Here is a 21,091-nt window from a genome sequence, read left to right as displayed (position 1 = left end):
TACAGTAATTAATGATCAATTCATCAAAGGAGCTACCCCTGCGGAGGTAGTCCTCAACATGCTGGCATGATCCCTGCATTTTCCTTGCAGTTAACACCCAATTCGAACAGGAGGATGGCGTGACAGTCAGTTTTGCACGCTGGTTCGGACGCTTGCAGGTGGACACCCGAGCCGAGCCCTCGCGGTATTACCCGCAACGGGAGTTATTGCACAGACTCAGTCTGACGCTGATCCGTTGCTCAAGCCTTGAAGAGACCGTACCCGACCTGCTCAGTCAGGCCGTGCTGGCTTCCGGTCTCGCCATGCCCATCTGGCTCGCCTGGCGCACGGCACCTGACACCCCGTGGAATCTGCACGGCACAGGCAGCTCGGCATCGACACTGGAAATCGCCCGGTTGCAGTACCAACTGGACCTGGCCACACGCGGCAACCGTTACCAGTTGCAGCCGGAAGACACGCTGGCAAGGGAGTCTGTGATGGGCTTGCGCGTACCCGATGGCCACAGCGGTCTTCAGCTCTGGCTGCTCTCGCCCTGCCCCGAACCGGTTTCGATGGAGTGCTGGCGACAATTGCTGCGCGATATGGGACAGGCCGTGCGAGAAGGGCTGGATATTCGGCTGGCACATGAACAGCAGCAGACCGCTCTGCGCCAGGAGATACAGCAGACACTGGCGGCCAGTCTGCATGACTCGGTCGCGCAGCAGTTGTGCTACCTCTGCCTGCAAACCGGACGTCTGGAGCAGCAGGCGGAGCAGCTTGCCCCAGAGCAGCTGCAGGCACGGCTGCAGGATATTCGCTGCCAAACCCGCCAGGCCTATCGCCAGACCCGAGAACTGATCAGCAGCGCCCGGATTCGTCTTCAGCACAGCCTTGAACAGGAACTGCTGCGCGCCATTGCAGAGTTTGAGCAACACTCCAGCCTGATGTTCGAACTCGATAACCGTCTGTCCGGAGCCAGCCTGCCCGAGCCCGTTGCAGTTGAACTGCTGCTGATTGTGCGCGAAGCACTCAGTAACGCCGTACGGCATGCTCACGCCCACAGAATTTGCATTCAGCTCCTGCCGCATAACGGCAACGGCTTTCATGTCCGCATCGAAGATGATGGGCAGGGGCTGCCCGCGCAGCGCAGCGCCGACAGTTTTGGGCTTGGCATTATGGAAGAACGAGCACGCCGCATTGGCGCTCGCTTCCAACTGACATCAACACCAGGTAATGGCACCTGTATCGAATTGATTGCCGAGGAACTTTGCCCATGACAGGCGTAAACGTAATGCTGGTGGACGACCACCCCCTGTTTCGACGTGGCGTTGCCGAACTGCTGCAGGACAGTGACCGGTTTAATGTCGTTGCCGAGTTCAACAGCCCGCAGAATGTACTGGAGCAGGTCAGCCGGACCCCGCCCGACCTGATTCTGATGGACCTGCACATGCCGGACAGCAGCGGGCTTGAGTTGCTGCAACAGATCAAGCAGGCCCAGAGCGCAGTAAAGGTGGTGATGCTGACCGCCTCGGATGACCCGGTTCATCTGATGGATGCCCTGCGCCTCGGTGCCGAAGGCTATCTGCTCAAGGATACCGAACCCGCGCGGATACTGGAGCGGCTGGAGGCGATCCTGAACGGACAGCTGGGGCTGGATGACGAGATGCTGCTGTTGTTGCGAGAAGGGCTGCGTCAGCAGGAGAGCAGCGCTGAAACGGGGCGCACATCGGTTTCAGGCCCACCCTCGGGAGACGAGCATTGGCACGAAATACTCACGGACCGTGAGCGTCAGACCCTGATCTGGATCTCTCGCGGCCTGAGCAACAAGCTGATCGCACGTGAAATGGGCATCAGCGACAGCACCGTCAAAGTGTATGTCAAAAGTCTGCTGCGCAAGCTGAACCTGCATTCACGACTGGAGCTGGCGGCCTGGGTACACGCCCACCCCCTGCCGGAGGCGTCCTCATGCTGAATCAAGTACTGAGCCTGATACGATCACCGCACCCCTCTTTGCGCGACAGTGAGCTTGACCCCGAGCGGATATTCGACAGCCTTGATACCGCCATACTGGTGATCGACGAAAACGGCCGAATCATGACCGCCAATCAACGCTGGAAGCACTTGAGCCGTGGCCGCCTCAGCATGCTGTTTCATGAATATCTTCACCCCAGCGACCGTGCGCTGTGGCAACAGGCCATGCTCAGGCTGGATCAGTCGGTCTGCCTGCGCCTGCTGACGACAGAACAGTGCACAAGCTGCTGGTATGAGCTGAAGCTGTCATCCCTGAACAAGGACTCCGGCTGGCCCCGCACCATCACGCTGATCGATATCAGCAGCCGCATGGACGAAGCACGCCAACGTGAAGCCCACTGGCGCAGTCTGCAACAACTGTTACAACACTTGCCCGCCATGCTCTACCGCGGGCGCAATAACCGCCACTGGACCATGGAATACGTCAGTGCAGGCAGCCTTGAACTGACCGGTTATCCCCCTGAAGTACTGACCAACCAGTCCTGCCTCAATTATGGCGACCTGATTCACCCGGACGATGCAGTTTCAGTCTGGGAGCAGGTACAGGATGCACTGAGCCGACACAGTGATTTTGAACTGCACTATCGCCTGCAGCACGCCGACGGGCGGCTGATACCGGTCAGCGAAAAAGGATGCGGCCTGTATGCCGACAATGGCGCCATACTGGGCGTTGAAGGCATTGTCGTGGCCCTTACTACCCCACCGGACTACCCCCGAATTTAACCCGGCAGGAGTACCTTCAACGGGGAATTTTTCCCAACGCTTCACGCGGGTAATTTGGTTATCAAGGGTCACGCTCATGTGGCCACTCTGATCCCGACAACAGGATTCTGTGGAGATAACCATGAACAAGCGAGTAGCCATCATCGGTGCCGGTCCCAGCGGTCTGGCCCAACTGCGAGCCTTCCAGTCAGCCGAAGCCAAGGGCGCCGACATCCCCGAGCTGGTCTGCTTCGAGAAGCAGGCTGACTGGGGCGGCATGTGGAACTACACCTGGCGCACCGGCCTGGACGAAAACGGCGAGCCGGTCCACGGCAGCATGTACCGTTACCTCTGGTCCAACGGCCCCAAGGAATGCCTTGAGTTTGCCGACTATACCTTCGAGGAGCACTTCGGACGTCAGATCGCCTCCTATCCGCCGCGCGAAGTGCTCTGGGACTACATAAAGGGACGTGTTGAAAAGGCCGATGTACGCCAATACATCCGCTTCAACACCCCGGTGCGCAACGTCACCTATGACGACAGCACCGGCCTGTTCACAGTCGCTGTCCATGATCACAATACCGACACCACCTACAGCGAGACCTTCGACTACGTGGTCTGTGCCAGTGGGCACTTTTCCACGCCGAAGATGCCGGAATACGAAGGCTTCGAAACATTTGGTGGCCGCGTCCTGCATGCCCATGACTTCCGCGATGCACTGGAATTCAAGGACAAGGATATCCTCATCGTCGGCGCCAGCTATTCAGCCGAAGATATCGGCTCCCAATGCTACAAGTACGGTGCCCGCTCGATTACCAGCTGCTACCGCACAGCGCCAATGGGTTTCAAATGGCCCGCCAACTGGGACGAAAAGCCTGCGCTGACCCACGTCGATGTGGACACCGCCTACTTCAAGGATGGCAGCAGCAAGAAGATCGACGCCATCATCCTATGTACCGGCTACCTGCACCACTTCCCCTTCCTCGCCGACGACCTGCGCCTGAAAACCGACAACCGCCTCTGGCCGCTGAACCTCTACAAGGGCGTGGTGTGGGAGGACAACCCGCAGTTCTTCTACGTCGGCATGCAGGATCAGTGGTACTCCTTCAACATGTTCGATGCTCAGGCCTGGTTTGTGCGTGACATTATCCTCGGCCGCATCCCACTGCCCGCCAAAGAGGACATGACCGCCGACAGTCTGGCGTGGCGCGAGCGGGAGCTGGCGCTGGAAACTGCCCAGGAGATGTACGAATACCAGGGTGCCTACATCCTCCACCTGATCGAACAGACCGACTACCCGACGTTCGACATTGATGGCGTGAACCGCACCTTCCTGGAGTGGAAGCAGCACAAGAAGGACAACATCATGACCTTCCGCGACCACTCCTACCGTTCGCTGATGACCGGCACCATGGCGCCCCCGCACCATACCCCCTGGCTGGATGCACTGGACGACTCAATGGAAGCCTACCTGGCCGACGCTCCGTTGCAGGAAGCCTCGCGCAAGGCCAGCTGATTACCCACCCGGTGCCGGCCTGGCCGGCACCGTATAGAGGATTCTGAAATGAGCAACACCCCCGTTACCCGTTTGCCCAACCGCCAGGCCACCCCCATGACCGATGCCCTGCCGGGCTGGACAGTCGTTGCCGGCGAACCCACCATGACCACCTGGATCGAGTACACTGCCGATGACGGCAGCATGATCAGCGGCTGGTGGGAAGCCACCCCCGGCACCTGGCATGCGAAATATGAGAGCTGGGAGTTTATTCACCTGATGGAAGGCGCGGCAATCATCACACCAGACGGCGGCGAGCCCGTCGAAGTGGGCCCCGGCGACGCCTTCGTCATCGAGAAAGACTTCGTCGGTACCTGGGAAATTACCGCCCCGATCGTGAAGCACTTCGCGATCAAGCTGAAGTAAACACTCACCTGTTAAAGCCCGACCGCCCGGCAGCAGGCCCACACACCTCTGCCGGGCACCCTCACACTTCAATACTCTTCTTTTGTATGTCGGTTGGCTGAGAGCCCTGTGCTTCCAGTTTTGATCCCATGCGACCACACAGGCTATTGGCAAACAGTCTGCTTTGCGCACAGAGCAGACGTTAGAAGGGATCAGGGCTGACTGTAGCTACCGACCAGGAGTAGCCCCTAGTCATTGCGGATAACTCTCATCATCTCCCTATAATTTCATGCAGTATATTTATCATCAGTCTTTTCCTATGCTCGTTTTGGCACATGTTCATGTTCAATTGCCACTGGTAACTATTTGGGAATAGATCCATTATCAAGTCCTGATGTAAAGGCTGCTGTGGGATACTGGGCACAGCAAAATGGGGCGTCCATAGATTTTAGCCGAAGAAGGAAGATGTAATGAATGCAATGGAAGCTAATGTGCCAGATTCGATCCGTCCCTATTTGAACGAAATCGCGGAGCGTTTGTGGGCAGAGCGAGCCGCTGTAATGGTCGGCGCAGGCTTCAGCAAGAACGCGGGTAATGGGTTCCCCGATTGGAGCCAACTGGGTGACCTCTTTTATCAGAAAGCGCATGGGGTTATGCCTGATCCAGCCCAACAAAAATATCTGAATGTCTTGCGGCTGGCCGAGGAGGTGCAGGCGGCCATCGGTCGGCCCGCGTTGGAGAATTTGCTACGCTCCAACATCCCTGATCTGAACATTGAACCTTCCGACCTCCATGTCGAGTTGCTTGAGCTGCCGTGGGTGGATGTGTTCACCACCAATTACGATACCTTGCTTGAGCGGTCCAGCGCCAAGGTTGTGACCCGGAGATATGAGCCGGTGGTCAACAAAGAGGATATCCCCTACGCTATTAAACCCAGAATTGTGAAGCTCCACGGCAGTTTTCCCTCGGAGCGTCCCTTTATCATCACCGAAGAGGATTACAGGCGCTATCCGCATGACAATGCCCCTTTCGTCAATACCGTTCAGCAGGCGCTTCTTGAAAACACTTTCTGTCTGATTGGATTTTCCGGGGATGACCCCAATTTTCTTCAGTGGATCGGCTGGATTCGCGACAATCTCGGTAAAGACAAGACGCAGAAAATCTATCTGGTCGGGGTGTTTGATCTGTCGTCCGCCAGGCTGCAACTCCTGGCGCAGCGTGGGGTTATTGTCGTTGACCTTTCGTGTTGCTACGGGATCAATAAACACGACCACAAAAATGCGCTGAGCAGGTTTTTCGATTATATACGGCTTAAAAAACCAGATGCCCTTGACTGGCCCTACAGTCCCAAAACGATGCATCCTAACCACGACGAGGATCGTATCGAAGAGGTTCAGAAAATCACGGAAGAATGGCGAAGGCAGCGGCAGGTCTATCCCGGCTGGCTGATTCTGCCTCATGGCAACCGTGAGAACTTGTGGGTATATACGGAGAAATGGGCTAATTACCTTCTAGACACTGAAAAATCCCCCCCAGGATTGGATATCCAATACGCTTTCGAGCTAATCTGGCGGCTTGAAAAATGCCTACTGCCGGTCTTCAACAACATCGCAGAGTTCTGCGAAAAACTCCTCAAAAAGTATTGGCCATTTCAAAACAGAAATCCTCCCGCAAACTGCCAAATACACCCTGGGGGAAATAAATTCCAAGATCTTCCTTGGAATGACCTTCGGCAGGCATGGCTGGCCATCGCGTTGGCAATGTTGCGTTTCTATCGCGAGGAAGGATACCTCGATAAATGGAAGGAAGCAGAAATTCGACTCAAGACCTTTTCCGACCATCTTTCAGCGGAACAAAAGGAGTTTCTGAATTACGAAGGCTTTCTCTTCAGCATTTTTACCTTGGATCTACCCAAAGCCAAACAGCAGCTTGAAAACTGGCGGCCCAATGAAGCGCAGCCTTACTGGGTAGCCAAGCGTGCTGCCGGTCTTGCTGAAATTGGCCAAATAAATGGTACAGATGATCAAATTCGCTTAGCGCTGGTAGAGTCCCGCAAAAAGAGTAACGACGAACACACTTCAGCAGGCTATCGGTCAATATCCGATGAATCATATCAAATGCTTCTCTTTCGTTATATCAGGGATGCCAGTGATTGGTTTGTTGATAAAGTTGCAACAGCTGAAGAAGAAAAACTAATAAAGGATTATCTTGAAGAAAAATGGAATCAAGATAAGAAAAAGTCAGAGACAGATCGCCAAGAAAATAGCACGATTATGTCTCCTGAAAGGTTTAATAGCTCTATTGAAGACTGGAAAGACCTGTATGCAAGACGTCTGAATGACAGAAAAGCAGAATGGAATCAGCACCTTAGAACTATTCGGAACAATCAGCGATGGAATGAATTGCAGCAACAAAATGCCCGTTGGGATGAACTCAAAGCCTTCCGCTGCGATCCGTGGAATGAACTAAAGTTGTACGAGCTAAAGCTGGATAGACCGTCTGTTCAGCGAAAAACTCTCACGGAGAAACGTGAATTTGATATCGGCCGAGTCTCTAGGACACGCCATTTTCACGGTGCAGATCAAGAGGTGATCAGTGCCTATTCATTTCTTCGATTCTGTGAAGAGGTCGGCATGCCATATCGAGTTGGCAGCTGCACGATGGCGACAAAAACCGCATTGGCAAGCCTGCAACGCATCTCAAAATATTCATCATTTTGGGCTATTTCCACACTCGCCAGACTGGGAGATGCTAAAGCTGTTGATAGCCTGTTCAGCCGCGAAGCAGTCTACAGGTTCACAGCCCATGAGTCAGATCAGCTCATTCACGGCTATCTGGATGCGCTCAATAAATGCAGGGATGACATTCATGCGGGCGATGCTTTTCGAAATGAAAACTACGGTGTGCGCCTCGCCCAGTTGCTGCCTGAAGTCATATCGAGACTTTGCTGCAAATGTTCAAGAGAGTCGAAGAGCCGCGTCCTTGAGTTTATTACCGGAATCTATGCTTCACCCGACAAAACGAATTACCGGAATGTGAGGAGTCTGATCGAGCGGCTCATAATCTCTATGTCTGAAGTGGATCAGTACACTCTGGTACCAGATTTGCTGAAAATTCCTTTCCCCGAGAACCTGAATCAGATTATTAATAATGAGTTTCTGAACCCCTTCCTGCTGCTCGAACTCAATAAGAAGCCAAAATGTGCCCCCACAGTGGAAATTCAACCCGGCCTGGTAGACCATTTGTTCCGTCAAGCAGCGTCGGATAACTCCGACCGTCGACGTTGGGCGGTGACCTCCCTAGTAACACTACACAAGTTACAGCTGTTCGACGACGACCAGAGCAAAAAACTCGCAGAAGCTATTTGGCGTGTAACTGACCAGCATGGCTTGCCGTATCGTACTGATTTTTACAAATTTGCGTTTCTGGGACTTCCCCATCCCGAAGAGGTTGATCCTACTCAGCTTTTCAAAAACTATGTCAAGTCCACATCTTTCCCTATTCAAAAAAACAAGCAAGACAAGGGAATCAGCATAACGGGGGGGGATCTCCCCATCGTGCACGAGATTATTGGTGCAAATGGCAATTACGGAAGCACCTGGACAGCGGAAGATGCTGCCGAGATTCAGCAACGCCTGCTCGAATGGTGGGATGCTGACAAGGACAGACTGAGTATAAAGGAAAATGTGTTTGAAGGTTTGTCATCCATACCAGAGGAGTTTCGGGCAAGATTTTCCCGCATGCTCGAACTGCTCGCTGAGGTCATAGGTCCCAAGCTCAGCAAAGATTCACCTGACGACATCAAAACATCGCTCAGCCGACTCCTTAAAGAAGTTCGGGAGTACGGATTACCTAGCCTTGCTGCTGAAGCGGCGTGTCTTCACATATATCCCGATCAGAAGGCGGATGTTTATAATCGAATCAATGAAGCATTGATTTCGAATCAGGATAACATCCAAAGAGATGCTCTCAATGCAATTGCAAAAGTTATTTTCGATGGCAACGAGGCCGATGCGAGTTCTATGGAACCTGATCCGGCATCAATGCTTATCCAATACCTCAGATGGTGTCCAATAAATTCCATAAGCTCAGCGCTTTGGATCATCACCCGTATTCTGAAAAAATCACCAACCAGTTTCTCCCACCGCTTGGAGGCGGCTGTCCAAAGGCGACTTGATAGACTGCTTACCGATACAGCTTACGATAGTGACAATCTATATCTGAATTTTGACGAGAAACTGGAAGTTCGACGTATCTCATCAACTATGGCAGCAGCGCTCTGGACATATTACAACTCACGGAGCTTGCCCGTTCCAGAAGTAGTTGAAAAATGGCGTGAAGCAGGCGTGTCTCCTGATGAGTTTTCTGAAATTCGAAATCCATGGAGAGATTGTGACTGAGTATGAGGTGTTCCTCGATCAACATTCCAATCACGCTTGAGCACTTGCCAATTTGGCACGAAGGATGTGGGCAAACAGAGCAAACGAGAATTGGGGTCAAGAATTGGGGCTAGAGTAACATTTAACATTAGTTGCACCGTGCTGTTAGCCAATCAGGCGCACGGTACGTCTAATGACCGCTTCGGGCCAGCTGCAGTCTTAGCCACGGATGCAACCCAGCGTATGTAGAAGACAAGCATTGCAGGTTTGAAGCTTAAGCTGGGCCACGAAGGGGAGAGTGACCCAGCTTAAAACTGATACTTCAGATCAGAAATCCAGCTGGGCGCTCAGGATAAATGCACGACCGGGGCCAGGCAGGCGGCCAACCGGGCTGACATCGGCCCCCCGGAAGTAATAATCCTCGTCCAGGAGATTGTTGGCGGAGAGTGCCAGTTGCAGTTGCTTGTTGCTACCCAGGTTGAAATCACGTGCAATACGGGCGTTGACCAGCGTATAGCTCGGTAGTTTTCCGGCGCTGCCATTGGCTGTTTCCGCTTCAGTATTGGCAGCGTCGCTGTAACTGCTGCTGACATAGGTGCCGGTCAGGCTACCTTGCCACTGGTTGTGCTGGTAAACCGCTTCGGCACCCCAATGATGATGAGGCGCATTTGGAAATTCATTGCCAACGTTGGCGCCACTTAGCTGCTCGGTTTCCAAGTAGGTGTAGCTGAGTGCCAACTTGAGCTGATCACTAGCCTGCCAGTCGCTGCTGAGCTCGATGCCCTGAGAGCGCGCCTCTCCCAGATTGATATAGGTATCGCTCGGCTTGTCATACTGGATCAGGTTTTCATGTTCGATTCGGAAGAGGGTTGCACCGGCAGACAGATTAGTTGTTGCCTGCAGGCGAGCACCCAGTTCGTAGTTCCAGGCCAGCTCGTTGCCCACCTCTCCCGGTTTGGTTACTTGGGCAGTTTGTACCGGCACCAGCGAACGCTGGGCATTGGTGTAGACGAAGAGATCCTTGGTGGCCTGGAAACCGACCGTCAGGCCCGGAAGCCACTCACTGACGTTATTCTCGTCGACTGTTCCAGAGATGCCATCATTGTAGTTGGTTGTAACATTTTCATAGCGGATGCCCGGTGTGACATCCAAACGCCCGTTCATCAGGCTGATTGTGTCACTGGCATAGGCCGCCCAGGCGTCTGTTTCAAAATTCCAGTCACGGACATTTGCATAGTTATCAGTCGCGAACTCCAGCCGGTTGACATCAAACTCGACCTCCTCGTGAATATAACGGGCGCCCAGCGTAAAGGTGTGGTTGTTCTGACGCAGGGTTAGCCGTGGCTCAGTGCCATAAACGGTGAACAGGCGGGGAGAGTCTGCCAGGTGAGTGGATGGCAGTGATGGGTCTGCCCAGTGATCACCCGTCCCCAAACGCTGTCCGAAATAGAAGGTACGATCCGCGTCGTGGGCAAAATTGCGCCATTGGAACTCGACATCGTCGTTGGGTGTGAAGGTCCAGGTGAGTGTGCCACGCAGCATGTCCGCGTTATAGCCATCGTGTGGTCGCTGCGATTGGGTGAGGTCATCCTGGTAGGCTGCTGGGCTAAGAGCGCCGGGCAGGCCGGCATCAACATCGTAGTACTGCAGTTGTGCCGCAACTTCGTGCTCCAAGTTTGGTGTATAACGCGCATCCAGAATGATGTTGCCCACATCGGTGTCCGCATTATCGCGTGCGCCTTCGCCGTTTTGCAAGTTTACTTGCAGCTGTAGGGCCAGTTGCTCATTTACTGCACCGCCTACACGGTAATAGAAGTCATTCAGCAGATGACCTGTCTCTTCACTGATGGCCACCTGTTCACGGATGGTCTGTGACAGTTCATGTGGGATGGGACGGGTATGTAGGTTGATGACACCCCCCAAATTGTTGGGGCCGTAGTGAACGGCTGCACCGCCGCGCACTACATCGATACTCTGAATACTGGGGAAAGTTACCGGAAACAGGGAAACGCCCACGTTGGTGTATGGACCAATGGCGATCGGATAGCCGTCCACAAGAAATTGAACACGCTCGCTGCGCAGCGGGTTCATGCCGCGCACGCCGATGTTGGGCAGAATGCCGGTGCCGGTTTCATCCAGAATCTGCAGGCCAGGGGTACTGCGCAAGGCATCTTCCAAATTGAGAGCCCCTCGCTCATGCAGTTCTGCTTCAGTAATCAGGTCGCGTGATCCGGGATAGACCTTGATCTCTTCTGATGTTGCGTTACCTAGCCAATCAGCGGTAATTACCAGAGTTTCCTGGTTAGTCTCGGCTTGAACCAGAGTCGAGAGGCTGGCCAGCAGGCAGCTGCAATACAGAGCCTTGCGGTTAAAGAGGGGTTTAGGTGGCGTGCTCATTTTGCTCATCAAACTGCATTCCCATGTTGGTTAAGACGAACATCGAGTCGTTGATATCGGTCCAGACTGGTCGAATCAGGGGCGTAGGCTTGTCTGGCAGCAGTTACACGAAACGATCAGGGCGGGATCATAAAAGCAAATTGGCGCCAATACAACAGAATGATAATAATTATCACTTGTTTTACTATGCGTGATAATTGTCGTTGGTCGATTGTGACGAATCGATTCCAAGTCACGACCAGATCAGGAGCTTAGTTGGCTATAGCTTTCGCGCCAACGGTTGAGATGGGTATGTATCAACGCCTGCAGGCGGGTCAGATTTTTCTCTCGCAGGGCATCGACCATGTCCAAATGATCCTGGGCACTGGCCTCCTGTGTGCTGCGTTTGGTCCAGCCACGGTTGGCGCTTCCAACGCCACGCTCACGCATATCATCTACTACCCTGGACAGGTGAGGGTTACGGCAGTATTCGTTGAAGAAGCGATGAAAGGTGAAGTTAAGTTCCATCATGCGCGTCTGATTTTGCTGTTGAACGGCTTCACTGAATGCCCGAGCGAGAGACTCCAGCTCATTAAGGCCAGACTCATCCATGTTGAGCATTACCTTTGCGGCGACTGCGCACTCGATCAGTTCGCGTGCTTCGGTAATAGCCATGCGCTCCTGCAGGGAGTGCTCGATTACTCTGTAGCCTTTGTAGGGGACATGCTGCAGGAAACCACTGCCGTGCAACTCACTGAGTGCCGAGCGGACGGTAAAGCGGTTGACGTTGTAGGTCTCCTCCACATCGATCTGTTTAAGCCACTCGCCCGGACGATAACAGCCCGAGCCAATAGCTTGCTTGAGTTTACTGACCAGTACCTGGGTGGCTTGATCGGAAAGCGGTTTACCCTTGCTGCTCATATCTATCCTTGTCGGTGTTGACGGAATTTAGTTTGTGATGGTGCCGATACAGGCATCAAAAAAAAGCAATCGATTTTGGCGCCAATTATGCCATAATGCGCCCCTTTAATGTGAATGATTCTAATTGGGTTTTATGGATGCCTAGAATGCTATTCCACAAGCTCCTGCTGTGTCTGATGCTTGTGCCACTGATGGCATCAGCCATTACGGTCCAAGACGACCGAGGTGAGCCGGTGCATCTGTCTCGGCCTGCCGAGCGTGTCGCCAGTGTTTCAACCTTTGGCGCTGATCTGCTGTTGGCTCTGGGCATGAAGCCGGCCGCTATTACCCGATTTGGTCCCTTTGATCAGCCGGATTATCTTGCGGGTAGTCTTCAGGGTGTCCCTGTCATCGGAAGCCGCTCACAGGTCAACATGGAGCTGCTGTCAGAAGTGGCGCCGGATCTGGTATTGGCCATTCGTCGCTATACAGAAAAGGACGCCACTCGTTTTGCCGAAATAGCGCCCTATGCCGCACTGAACCTTGTGACCCTGAATGATAGCATCCGAGCAGTATCCATTGCGGGTGAACTGGTGGGCAGGACTGCGGATGCCGAACAGATTAACCGATCATTTCAAAGGCAGCTCGAAACATACCGCAAGCAAGCCCCCGGTGGGTTGTCAGCCGCCTTGCTGGTGACCGGGGGCGAGGCGCCTTTTATCTACTACGATCATTTTCTAACGGCTGAACTGCTCAACTGGCTCAATGTCGATAATCTGGGGGGAGAGCTTAGTGAGCCCGAACAGGGGCTACCTCTGGGCTATCGTATGCGTCTTGAAGACCTGCTGAAGCAAAATCCCGATGTGATTTTCCTGTTTGAGTCCAATAAGGAGCGCGCCTTTACCCAAAACCCGATTTGGCCCTACCTGAAAGCGGTGCGCCGGGGGCAGGTATACGAAGTCGGACAACACTGGAAAGAAGCGGCCGGTCCTATAGCTCGATCGCTGGTTTTGCAGGAGATGGCGCACAGGCTTTATCCCGAACTTTTCACAATGCCGGAGCTGCCTGAGTCGTTGCGCAGCAAACCCTACCGTTAGGTCCTGTTGGTGAATACTAGGCTTATCGCCATCATGGCCGCTATCTCCATAATCGCTGTTGTACTGTCCCTGATGATGGGCGCGCAGGCATTTACGCCGACTGATCTTTGGCGACTGAGCCAGGGCGAGGGCGAATTACTGCAATGGATCCTGTTCTGGGAGTTGCGCTTGCCGCGTACTTTGCTGGCTTTGCTGGTGGGGGCATCCCTGGCCACGGCCGGTGGCCTTATGCAGGGCGTAACACGTAACCCCCTGGCAGCACCGGACCTTACTGGCGTCGTTGCGGGTGCGGCCTGCATGGTGGTCATTCTCAGTACACTGGCCTCCGTGGATGCGGCCTGGTACCCGCTGGCAGGTGTTGCGGGAGGTGCGTTTGTGGGCGCATTGACGTTTGTGATTGCCTGGAAAAATGGCCTCATGCCTGTTCGTGTGGTATTGGCCGGTGTGGCTATGAGCTCAATGTGTGTCGCCGTGATGACCGGCCTGTTGGTATTCTCGGGAGCCGAGGCGGGTGAGCTGTTTTTCTGGCTGGCAGGTGGCATCAGCGGCAGGGGCTGGGCGCAGCTGGCACAGGTTGTCATCTGGACAGGCCCTCCGCTGCTCCTGGCAATGCTTCTGGTTCGGTGGTTCAGAGTGTTGTTGCTGGATGATGCAGTAGGCCGCAGCTTGGGTATTTCAGTGTCTCGCTGGCGGCTGATGTTTATGCTGTTGGCAGTGGTAATGACGGCAGGGGCGGTAACCGTGGCTGGGCCGGTTGGGTTCATCGGATTGGTGGTACCCCATATCACGCGACAACTGCTGTCAGATCAATCAGCTGCCTGGCTGCCGCTGAATGCCGCGTTGGGTGGATTACTGTTGCTTTGGGCTGATCTGATGGCGCGCTTACCTGCGACAGCACAGGAGGTTCCACTGGGTGTCGTTACCGCGCTGTTGGGCGGACCTTGGCTGCTTCTGCTGATGCACAAGAATATCAGGAGGACTGGGTGAACAGGGTTAGTGTTACACCCGCTGTTTGCTGGGTTCTGTTGCCGTTGGTTATCGTGCTGGGCTTGCTACTGAGCCTCTCCCTCGGGGCGTCTTCGCTCAGTATTGAGCAGGTTTTCGGGGCGCTGATCGGCAACGGGAACGAGCATGGCGAACGCGTAGTCTGGGAGTTGCGTTTGCCCCGGGCTGTTCTTGCCACTGTTGTCGGGCTGCATTTTGCCCTTTCGGGTTGCATGTTGCAGGCACTTAGCCGTAACCCCTTGGCTGATCCCGGTGTTCTTGGCATTTCCGCGGGTGCCAGTCTGTTGGCGGTGATGCTGGTCGTGGGCGCTTCGATGCTGCCAGCCGGTACTAGTTTCTATTTGCAGGGTGATCAACTGTTGGCCTGGCTGCCTTGGGGGGCCTTGGCCGGAGGTGTTTTGGCCGCGGTGGGGGTGTTTCTGCTCAGCGGGTCGGCACGATTGACACCGCTCAAGCTGATCGTCACCGGTGTTGTCTGTGCAGCGGTGCTCAATGCGCTTATGACGGGGGTATTGGCACTCTGGGGGCAGGCTCATACCGAAACACTGGTCGCCTGGCTGGCCGGTAGTCTGCATGGACGTGACTGGCACCATTTATGGGTGATTTTGCCATGGACGCTGGTGGGCCTGATAGGGGTGGCAATAACCTTGAGGCCTCTGGGTCTGTTGTGTCTGAACGATGAGCAGGTTCTGAGCTTGGGGCTTGATTTGGGGCGTTGGCGTCTGTTGGTGCTACTGGTGGCGACACTTCTGGCAGCCAGCGCGGTGGCAGTGGCCGGTCCAATCGGGTTCGTTGGGCTGGTAGTGCCTCATATGGCGCGTGGGCTGGTGCCGGGAAAATTGTCACACCAGTTGGGTATTTCGGCGTTGCTGGGAGCCTTGCTGGTGCTGGTGGCGGATCTGGCCGGGCGTACTCTGGTAGTGCCTTTCGAGCTACCCGTTGGAGTGCTTTGTGCGCTTATTGGTGTGCCTGCCTTTTTGTATCTCTTGAAGCAGCAACCTTGAAGACAAGGGGAGAAAAATGAGCCTGAACGTGGAGCGGGTGCAGCTGGGCTATGACGGCAATACCATTATTAAGGAGCTGAGCGTAGCGATTCCCATGCAGCAGGTGACAGCCCTGATAGGTCCCAATGGCTGCGGTAAGAGTACCTTTCTGAAAAGCCTGGCCGGCCTGCTCAGGCCAACCTTGGGCCATATTACATTGAATGGCCGCTTGCTGGAGAATTGGCCTCGCCGAGAGTTGGCGTTTGAAGTTGCCATGTTGCCGCAAAAGCCGGTGGCGCCCGAAGGTATCCGGGTGCGTGAATTAGTCGAGTACGGCCGCTTCCCCTATCAAGGCATCTTGCGCGGTGCCAGCCGTGAAGACAGGGAAGTGGTTGCCTGGGCGATGCAACAGACCGGTGTTGAGTGTTACGCAGAAAAGCCTGTGCAGGCACTGTCCGGTGGCCAGCAGCAACGGGTCTGGATTGCCATGGCAATCGCCCAGCAGGCCAACATCCTGTTGCTCGATGAGCCCACGACCTTTCTCGACTGGGGACACCAGCTGGAGGTTCTGGAACTTCTGACCAAGCTGAATCTTGAGCAGAAGCTGACGGTGGTAATGTCCTTGCATGATCTCAATCAGGCTGCACAGTTTGCCGATCATGTGCTGGTCATGGAACAGGGGGCTCTGTTGGCATCTGGGGAACCCGAAAATGTTATTGAAGCGGGGATGCTGGCGAGCGTGTTTAACGTTGATGCCGAGGTGAAAATTCGTGCCAATGGTAAACCCTGTTGCCTTGCCAAAGGATCGATGAACAGGCTTCGCGTGCCTGCGTGGATGAAGGATGTTGTGTGAGGGAGTTGCAGAAACGCTATCAACGGGGACGTATCCCCTTTACTGCCTGTCAGGCCGATCCCCGTTTTTCATATTGCCTGTATGTACCGAATAGCCACCTTGATCAAATGCAGTCAGAAGTTTCACTACTGGTGGTTGTGCATGGCTCGGGGCGCACGGCCGAGGGTTTCAGGGATGCCTTTATCGAGTTTGCTGAAACACATGGTTGCGTTGTGTTGGCACCACTCTTTCCTCGTGGTGCAGTTCGTGATGACGATCCCGACGGTTACAAACTTCAGTCACCGCTTAGTTATCGCTATGATCGGGTACTGCTATCGATCATCGAAGAGGTAGCTGCAGAATACCTGACAGCGAGAAATTTCTATCTTTACGGCTTCTCGGGCGGTGCGCAGTTTGCGCACAGGTTTGCCTATTTACACCCCCAGCGCCTTAAGGGGCTCTCTATCCATGCGCCCGGCCAGATATGTTTGCCCGAACAATACCTAGATGTGCCTGGTCTGGAAGTACTCAAGGATATCAGAGTGCAGATGGCTGTGGGCTGCGAGGACACCAACATGCTTCCCAGTCATGCATGGAGAATTTCAGGGGACTCGCGCAAAACACTATTACGGCGACTGCATAAATCCTGGAAGCAATTGGGAATTTCGGTAGAACTGGCAGAGGTTCCTGGTGCAGAGCATGACGGTTTTGCACTTATACCCGTGGTACATGAGTTCTTCGCCAAGTTGTTGCAACAGGATAACCTGATACATCGCTAGATGGATGACCCTCTTTCGCTTTTGCCTGACAAAAGCATGGCTCGTTTAGTGTCCGCTTTGGGCCAGTTCCTGATGCCGGTGGTTCTGGAACAGAGATCGAACATACTGTTAGCCCGCTGGCATATATAGCGGAAGCTCGAAGCACACAATTTTATTCTGACCCGATACCCATGCAGTATTAAAATTCACGTTTTCGATATTTTTAGATGTTGAATTTCATCATAAACCTTTTCAGCTTCAGCCGTTAATTGCGAATATGTTCGGATGTCTCCTTTTCTTTGAGCTTGCATCGCTTGTTCAAGAAGGAGTGAGTGCCTTTTTTTGAGCTTTTTGGTTGGGTTGCTCTTGAGAAACGCAAACATGGCTGGCTCCGTTTATGGTTTCTCTATGGTACGGAAGGTCATGGATTTTGGCTCAAAGAATACTCCAGGAAGCAAGCCATGGCGCTGGACCGGCCTGATTGAAATACTCGTGGGCTTCACTCCGTATCACGTTGCATATCGTCAGTCAGTGCCTCGGCCATTGCCAGCAACGGCTCAGCCTGCTCCAGGCCATCGATGAACCGTTGCGGAATCCCCGACAGTCCCACCATCGCGCCACTCATGGCGCCGGTCAGCATGGCGCGAGCCATGTTCTGTCCTCCGCCGTTGATCGCGTGCAGCACAGCCGACTCAAAGTCGTTCGTGAAGCGGGCCGCCAGATAGTAGGCGGCCGGGAACTGGTGGTAGACCGCGCACGGCAGGCCGTAAAGCAGGCCTACCTGTGCAGCGGGTTCGATACGAATGGTGCTGGCGTGGGCGGCGCGGGCAATGCAGGACGGCGTGAGCAGCGCATCGGGAGAGGCAAACAGGCCTTCCTGCCGCTTTTCGTTTTGCGTGCGTGACGGGGCTTCGAGTTTGCCTTGTGTGATGGTGTGAAAGGGCAGCTCGCCGGTTTTGACCCGGGCCATCAGTTTGTCTGAGAGGTCGCCGTCGAGGCGATGGCCTTCTACCAGCATGCCCAGCACTGCGCCGAATGCGGTGGTCATGGCCATGACGGTACCATCCGTCTGGGTCAGGGCCGTGTTGGCCGTGACCGACCGGGCCAGCTCGCCGGGTGTGAGGGCGTAGCGCACGGCGATGGCGATGATGCGTTCCGCGGCTTCGGTGTTGTCGGCGTTGCCGCCGATGGAGCCCCAGGGCAGCCCTTGCTGAACCCGCTTGTGCCAGGCATCCCGCATGGACTGGCTGGTGAAGCCACCCGGGCCATGCATCGGGGTTCCGTCCAGTTGGGGAAACAGTTCGGTATCGAGCCGACGGCAGAAATCGGCCTCGTCATAGTCTCCACAGTCCACCAGCGAGCGCAGCGTCATCTCCAACAGGATGCCCGATTGCGAGGGCTGACCGGGTTCGAGCCCCTCGTGATAGCGTCCGGGGCGCGGGCGGGTGTAGGTGTCGATCCAGGGGCCGTAGTCGGCGACCAGTTGGTCCAGGTCGTAATACCAGTGCGGCCCAACCCCCAGGGCGTCACCAATGAAGGCGCCCATCAGTGCACCCATCGCCCTGTCACGAAGGCTGTCGTCGGTTGAGGGGGGGATGTCATGCGCTGCCATGGGATTGCCTCACTCAGAGTATGTGCAAATGTCACTTGTAGTGTAGACCCTGCAGCAGTGCCCCCTGGGGACAGACCCCTTTTCCCCAGTAAAGCTGCAAAAATGCGCCCGCTTACGATTAAAATATTAAATCAGTAGTGATACCGGAGCTGGGCGATGAGCAAAGCATCATCCGTGACTTTGTAAACCATTCGCTGCTCTTCGTTGATTCGTCGAGACCAGTAACCAGCGAGGCTGTGTTTGAGAGGCTCCGGCTTACCGACACCTCCAAACGGTTCTCGTTTAGTCTCTTTGATCAGCTTATTGATTCGATTGAGTATCTTTTTGTCGGTTTTCTGCCAGTACAGATAGTCTTCCCAGGCGTTCTCGGAGAAGAGTAGTTTCATTCAAGAAGTTCCTTTTCCTGGCCACCGCCCTGCTCCAGCTCGGTAACGGATTCCAGCAAACGTCGGGCGTTTTTTGGTGCGCGCAGAAGGTATGCAGTTTCTTGCAGCGCTTCGTAGTCCTCAAGGGAAATCATTACTACGGACTGCGACTTGTTGCGGGTGATGATCACCGGGGAATGGTCTTCACAGACCTGCTCCATGGTTTTTGCCAGATTGGTTCTAGCGGCTGTATAGCTAATGGCATCCACAAGGCTACTCCTGTACAGGATATTGTACCCTGTACAGAATACCGTACACAAAAGGGTTTAACAATCTGGGAAAGGGGTAAAACCCCTTGGGCACTGACCGATTGGATCAATCACTACAATAGTCAGCGCCCCAATGGCAGTATCGGAAGTCTGCCGCCGGTGTCTCGAATACCGAAGCTGCGTGAACAAGGTGTTTAGTATTCACAGCGAGTGAGAGTGCCCGTTTGGTTATATTAGAGATTGTTGTCGTGGTGAGTACATTACTTGTTGTAGGCTCCATCGTTTGGAGCACAGCCAAAGTAGGTATATCGCCTATGCCGAGTTCCAGGAAGGCCCGCGAGGTCATCATCAGATTGATGGCCAATACAGGCACCGGCCCTGTTTATGACCTCGGCAGTGGCTGGGGTGGGCTTGTCATACGGTTGGCCAAAAAACACCCTGATCGAAAAATAGTGGGGTATGAGGTTTCGTTTGTACCATGGCTGGTATCGGTCTTTTTCAAGAAAACACTTGGGCTGGACAACCTCGAAATCCACAAAAAGGATTTTTTGTTGGTGGATCTGTCTGGTGCTGATGTACTTGTGTGTTTTTTGCATACTGATGGCATGCGTGACGTTGCCAAAAAACTGGCGGCAGAGAAAATCTCCAATGTTTTTTTAATAAGCAATTACTTTGCTTTACCATCTTGCCAGCCAGAAACGGCTATGCTGATTAGTGATTTCTACAAATCACCGATCTATCGTTATCGGCTATAGGGTACATTTAACCAGCCAAATCAAGCAGGACGCCAAAGCCGGTGCAAAAAATGTCAAAATTGTTGATTACTATCAGGCTCAGTTGCTATGGCATCCAAACATGAACTGAGCGCCTTTCTGGGTATTCTGCCGGCAGTGCTGTACGAGTACGTACTTTATCCAGATAGCAGGTCAGAACTGCTCTACCTGAGCCCATCATCGAAAGAGATCCTCGGCCGGCCACCGGAATACTTCGTGGAGGACGTGAACCGCTTCTGGGAGATGGTGCACCCGAACGATCTACAGCAGATCCTGACTGAGGACGTTCGCGCGAACAAGACCCGGGAATTGTTCGTATCAGAAGTGCGTTTTTTTCACCCCAATGGTCAGGAGCACTGGCTGCAACTCTCATCCAAACCGACACCCGAGCAATATAACGGTGTGGATATCTGGATTGGCTATATCATCGATATTACCCGTCTCAAGGATATGGAGGGGAAGCTGCTGCAGGCCAATCGCAAACTCCAGGCGCTGTCCGACACCGACGGGCTGACCGGCCTGGCCAACCGCCGTCGCTTTGACGAGGCTCTGGCAAACGAGTGGGCTCGCTATCAGCGCAGCCGGCAGCCCTTCGCGCTGATCCTGGTCGATATTGACTACTTCAAGAGCTACAACGATCACTACGGTCACCAGTCGGGGGATGACTGTCTGAAGGCGGTGGCCAACGTCCTGAAAGAAACGGCCCGTCGCCATGGCGACATCTCAGCACGCTACGGCGGCGAAGAGCTGATCAACATTGCCATCGACACTCGGTTAGTGGATGCACAGGTAATGGCGGAACACATCCGTCAGACCGTGGAGGCCCTTGATATCCGCAACGAATACGTTCCTTGCGGGCGGGTGACGGTGAGTGTTGGGGTTTCTGCCATTTTCGATCAGGAATACCCGGACTCAGCGCAACTGTTCAAGGCCGCAGACACAGCCATGTACCAGGCGAAGTCCGATCAGCGCAACTGCGTGCGGGTGGCCGAGCCGGGCTGAAGCAGGTGGAATATGGTGATTTGTGAGTTCCGAAAAAAAAGACAGACCCATTTACCCATACAAGTGCTGGAGGACGAGAAAGTAGTGAAAGTCCTCAGACTTTGGAGCCACTATGATTGACATCCTCC

Annotated in this window: 19 protein-coding genes; 13 read left to right on the top strand and 6 right to left on the bottom strand. The window is 54.2% G+C overall.

Features of this window, described 5'->3' with window-relative positions; translation table 11 throughout:
* Positions 1–119: 119 nt before the first annotated feature.
* From ABIE60_RS06040 to dsr2, 6 genes are all read left to right on the top strand, one after another.
* Entirely contained in the window at positions 120–1,256 is a 1,137-nt protein-coding gene (locus ABIE60_RS06040; protein ID WP_354468543.1) for a sensor histidine kinase, read from the top strand.
* Complete coding sequence (locus tag ABIE60_RS06035) at positions 1,253–1,951, top strand: response regulator (protein ID WP_354468542.1); 699 nt, start codon at positions 1,253–1,255, stop codon at positions 1,949–1,951. The genes ABIE60_RS06040 and ABIE60_RS06035 overlap by 4 nt, the downstream gene beginning before the upstream one ends.
* Positions 1,945–2,733 carry a PAS domain-containing protein gene (locus ABIE60_RS06030; protein ID WP_354468541.1) on the top strand — a complete coding sequence of 263 codons (789 nt, stop codon included), beginning with the start codon at positions 1,945–1,947 and terminating at the stop codon, positions 2,731–2,733. Before ABIE60_RS06035 ends, ABIE60_RS06030 begins: the two co-directional genes overlap by 7 nt.
* Positions 2,734–2,854: 121 nt before the next feature.
* Positions 2,855–4,228: a trimethylamine monooxygenase gene (locus tag ABIE60_RS06025; RefSeq protein WP_354468540.1), complete on the top strand. Its 1,374-nt coding sequence runs from the start codon at positions 2,855–2,857 to the stop codon at positions 4,226–4,228.
* Between the two features lie 48 nt (positions 4,229–4,276).
* Positions 4,277–4,633 (top strand): cupin domain-containing protein, encoded by a 357-nt coding sequence (locus tag ABIE60_RS06020; RefSeq protein WP_354468539.1) that lies wholly within the window; start codon positions 4,277–4,279, stop codon positions 4,631–4,633.
* Between the two features lie 449 nt (positions 4,634–5,082).
* The gene (dsr2, locus tag ABIE60_RS06015; RefSeq protein WP_354468538.1) at positions 5,083–9,012 is read left to right on the top strand and encodes an anti-phage defense-associated sirtuin Dsr2; all 3,930 of its coding nucleotides are present in this window, start codon (positions 5,083–5,085) and stop codon (positions 9,010–9,012) included.
* Positions 9,013–9,318: 306 nt separating this feature from the next.
* On the opposite strand, the gene ABIE60_RS06010 is transcribed toward dsr2, so the two are convergent.
* Both ABIE60_RS06010 and ABIE60_RS06005 read right to left on the bottom strand, forming a co-directional pair.
* Complete coding sequence (locus ABIE60_RS06010; protein ID WP_354468537.1) at positions 9,319–11,397, bottom strand: TonB-dependent receptor family protein; 2,079 nt, start codon at positions 11,395–11,397, stop codon at positions 9,319–9,321.
* Between the two features lie 234 nt (positions 11,398–11,631).
* Complete coding sequence (locus ABIE60_RS06005; RefSeq protein WP_354468536.1) at positions 11,632–12,288, bottom strand: GntR family transcriptional regulator; 657 nt, start codon at positions 12,286–12,288, stop codon at positions 11,632–11,634.
* 146 nt (positions 12,289–12,434) lie between these two features.
* Here ABIE60_RS06005 and ABIE60_RS06000 point away from each other — a divergent pair, with 146 nt between their 5' ends.
* From ABIE60_RS06000 to ABIE60_RS05980, 5 genes are read left to right on the top strand one after another with little or no spacing between them, the layout of a single operon-like run.
* Complete coding sequence (locus ABIE60_RS06000) at positions 12,435–13,364, top strand: ABC transporter substrate-binding protein (protein ID WP_354468535.1); 930 nt, start codon at positions 12,435–12,437, stop codon at positions 13,362–13,364.
* Between the two features lie 9 nt (positions 13,365–13,373).
* Positions 13,374–14,351 carry a FecCD family ABC transporter permease gene (locus tag ABIE60_RS05995; protein ID WP_354468534.1) on the top strand — a complete coding sequence of 326 codons (978 nt, stop codon included), beginning with the start codon at positions 13,374–13,376 and terminating at the stop codon, positions 14,349–14,351.
* Positions 14,348–15,373, top strand: coding sequence for a FecCD family ABC transporter permease (locus ABIE60_RS05990; RefSeq protein WP_354468533.1), 1,026 nt, complete (start codon positions 14,348–14,350; stop codon positions 15,371–15,373). Before ABIE60_RS05995 ends, ABIE60_RS05990 begins: the two co-directional genes overlap by 4 nt.
* 16 nt (positions 15,374–15,389) lie before the next feature.
* Positions 15,390–16,205, top strand: a complete 816-nt coding sequence (locus ABIE60_RS05985) for an ABC transporter ATP-binding protein (RefSeq protein WP_354468532.1) — start codon at positions 15,390–15,392, stop codon at positions 16,203–16,205.
* Between the two features lie 5 nt (positions 16,206–16,210).
* On the top strand, positions 16,211–16,963 hold the full coding sequence (locus ABIE60_RS05980) for an alpha/beta hydrolase family protein (protein WP_354468531.1): 753 nt from the start codon (positions 16,211–16,213) through the stop codon (positions 16,961–16,963).
* A gap of 185 nt (positions 16,964–17,148) precedes the next feature.
* Here the strand turns inward: ABIE60_RS05980 and ABIE60_RS05975 are convergent, their stop codons facing one another.
* The 4 genes from ABIE60_RS05975 to ABIE60_RS05960 form a co-directional block, all read right to left on the bottom strand.
* Positions 17,149–17,325 (bottom strand): DUF6435 family protein, encoded by a 177-nt coding sequence (locus ABIE60_RS05975; RefSeq protein WP_354468529.1) that lies wholly within the window; start codon positions 17,323–17,325, stop codon positions 17,149–17,151.
* Between the two features lie 116 nt (positions 17,326–17,441).
* Entirely contained in the window at positions 17,442–18,554 is a 1,113-nt protein-coding gene (locus ABIE60_RS05970; RefSeq protein WP_354468527.1) for an ADP-ribosylglycohydrolase family protein, read from the bottom strand.
* Positions 18,555–18,685: 131 nt separating this feature from the next.
* Positions 18,686–18,940, bottom strand: a complete 255-nt coding sequence (locus tag ABIE60_RS05965; RefSeq protein WP_354468525.1) for a Txe/YoeB family addiction module toxin — start codon at positions 18,938–18,940, stop codon at positions 18,686–18,688.
* The gene (locus ABIE60_RS05960) at positions 18,937–19,188 is read right to left on the bottom strand and encodes a type II toxin-antitoxin system prevent-host-death family antitoxin (protein WP_278350186.1); all 252 of its coding nucleotides are present in this window, start codon (positions 19,186–19,188) and stop codon (positions 18,937–18,939) included. Before ABIE60_RS05960 ends, ABIE60_RS05965 begins: the two co-directional genes overlap by 4 nt.
* 251 nt (positions 19,189–19,439) lie before the next feature.
* Between ABIE60_RS05960 and ABIE60_RS05955 the strand changes: the two genes are divergently transcribed.
* Together ABIE60_RS05955 and ABIE60_RS05950 are read left to right on the top strand one after the other, a co-directional pair.
* A complete protein-coding gene (locus ABIE60_RS05955; RefSeq protein WP_354468523.1) occupies positions 19,440–19,943 on the top strand; it encodes a class I SAM-dependent methyltransferase in 504 nt (167 codons plus the stop codon).
* 87 nt (positions 19,944–20,030) lie between these two features.
* Positions 20,031–20,963 carry a sensor domain-containing diguanylate cyclase gene (locus ABIE60_RS05950; protein ID WP_354468521.1) on the top strand — a complete coding sequence of 311 codons (933 nt, stop codon included), beginning with the start codon at positions 20,031–20,033 and terminating at the stop codon, positions 20,961–20,963.
* Positions 20,964–21,091: the final 128 nt, after the last annotated feature.

It is taken from the genome of Marinobacterium sp. MBR-109 (assembly GCF_040547565.1).
Taxonomy (GTDB): Bacteria; Pseudomonadota; Gammaproteobacteria; order Pseudomonadales; family Balneatricaceae; genus Marinobacterium.
Note: the sequence above shows the minus strand (reverse complement) of the source record. Positions and strands in the feature narration are given on the sequence as shown.

Excerpts from the sequence above, each read along its gene's own strand:
- ABIE60_RS06035 (WP_354468542.1), top strand. The coding sequence starts at position 1,253 with ATGACAGGCGTAAACGTAATGCTGGTGGACGACCACCCCCTGTTTCGA.
- ABIE60_RS06030 (WP_354468541.1), top strand. The coding sequence starts at position 1,945 with ATGCTGAATCAAGTACTGAGCCTGATACGATCACCGCACCCCTCTTTG.
- ABIE60_RS06025 (WP_354468540.1), top strand. The coding sequence starts at position 2,855 with ATGAACAAGCGAGTAGCCATCATCGGTGCCGGTCCCAGCGGTCTGGCC.
- ABIE60_RS06020 (WP_354468539.1), top strand. The coding sequence starts at position 4,277 with ATGAGCAACACCCCCGTTACCCGTTTGCCCAACCGCCAGGCCACCCCC.
- dsr2 (WP_354468538.1), top strand. The coding sequence starts at position 5,083 with ATGAATGCAATGGAAGCTAATGTGCCAGATTCGATCCGTCCCTATTTG.
- ABIE60_RS06010 (WP_354468537.1), bottom strand. The coding sequence starts at position 11,397 with ATGAGCAAAATGAGCACGCCACCTAAACCCCTCTTTAACCGCAAGGCT.
- ABIE60_RS06005 (WP_354468536.1), bottom strand. The coding sequence starts at position 12,288 with ATGAGCAGCAAGGGTAAACCGCTTTCCGATCAAGCCACCCAGGTACTG.
- ABIE60_RS06000 (WP_354468535.1), top strand. The coding sequence starts at position 12,435 with ATGCTATTCCACAAGCTCCTGCTGTGTCTGATGCTTGTGCCACTGATG.
- ABIE60_RS05985 (WP_354468532.1), top strand. The coding sequence starts at position 15,390 with ATGAGCCTGAACGTGGAGCGGGTGCAGCTGGGCTATGACGGCAATACC.
- ABIE60_RS05975 (WP_354468529.1), bottom strand. The coding sequence starts at position 17,325 with ATGTTTGCGTTTCTCAAGAGCAACCCAACCAAAAAGCTCAAAAAAAGG.
- ABIE60_RS05970 (WP_354468527.1), bottom strand. The coding sequence starts at position 18,554 with ATGGCAGCGCATGACATCCCCCCCTCAACCGACGACAGCCTTCGTGAC.
- ABIE60_RS05965 (WP_354468525.1), bottom strand. The coding sequence starts at position 18,940 with ATGAAACTACTCTTCTCCGAGAACGCCTGGGAAGACTATCTGTACTGG.
- ABIE60_RS05950 (WP_354468521.1), top strand. The coding sequence starts at position 20,031 with ATGGCATCCAAACATGAACTGAGCGCCTTTCTGGGTATTCTGCCGGCA.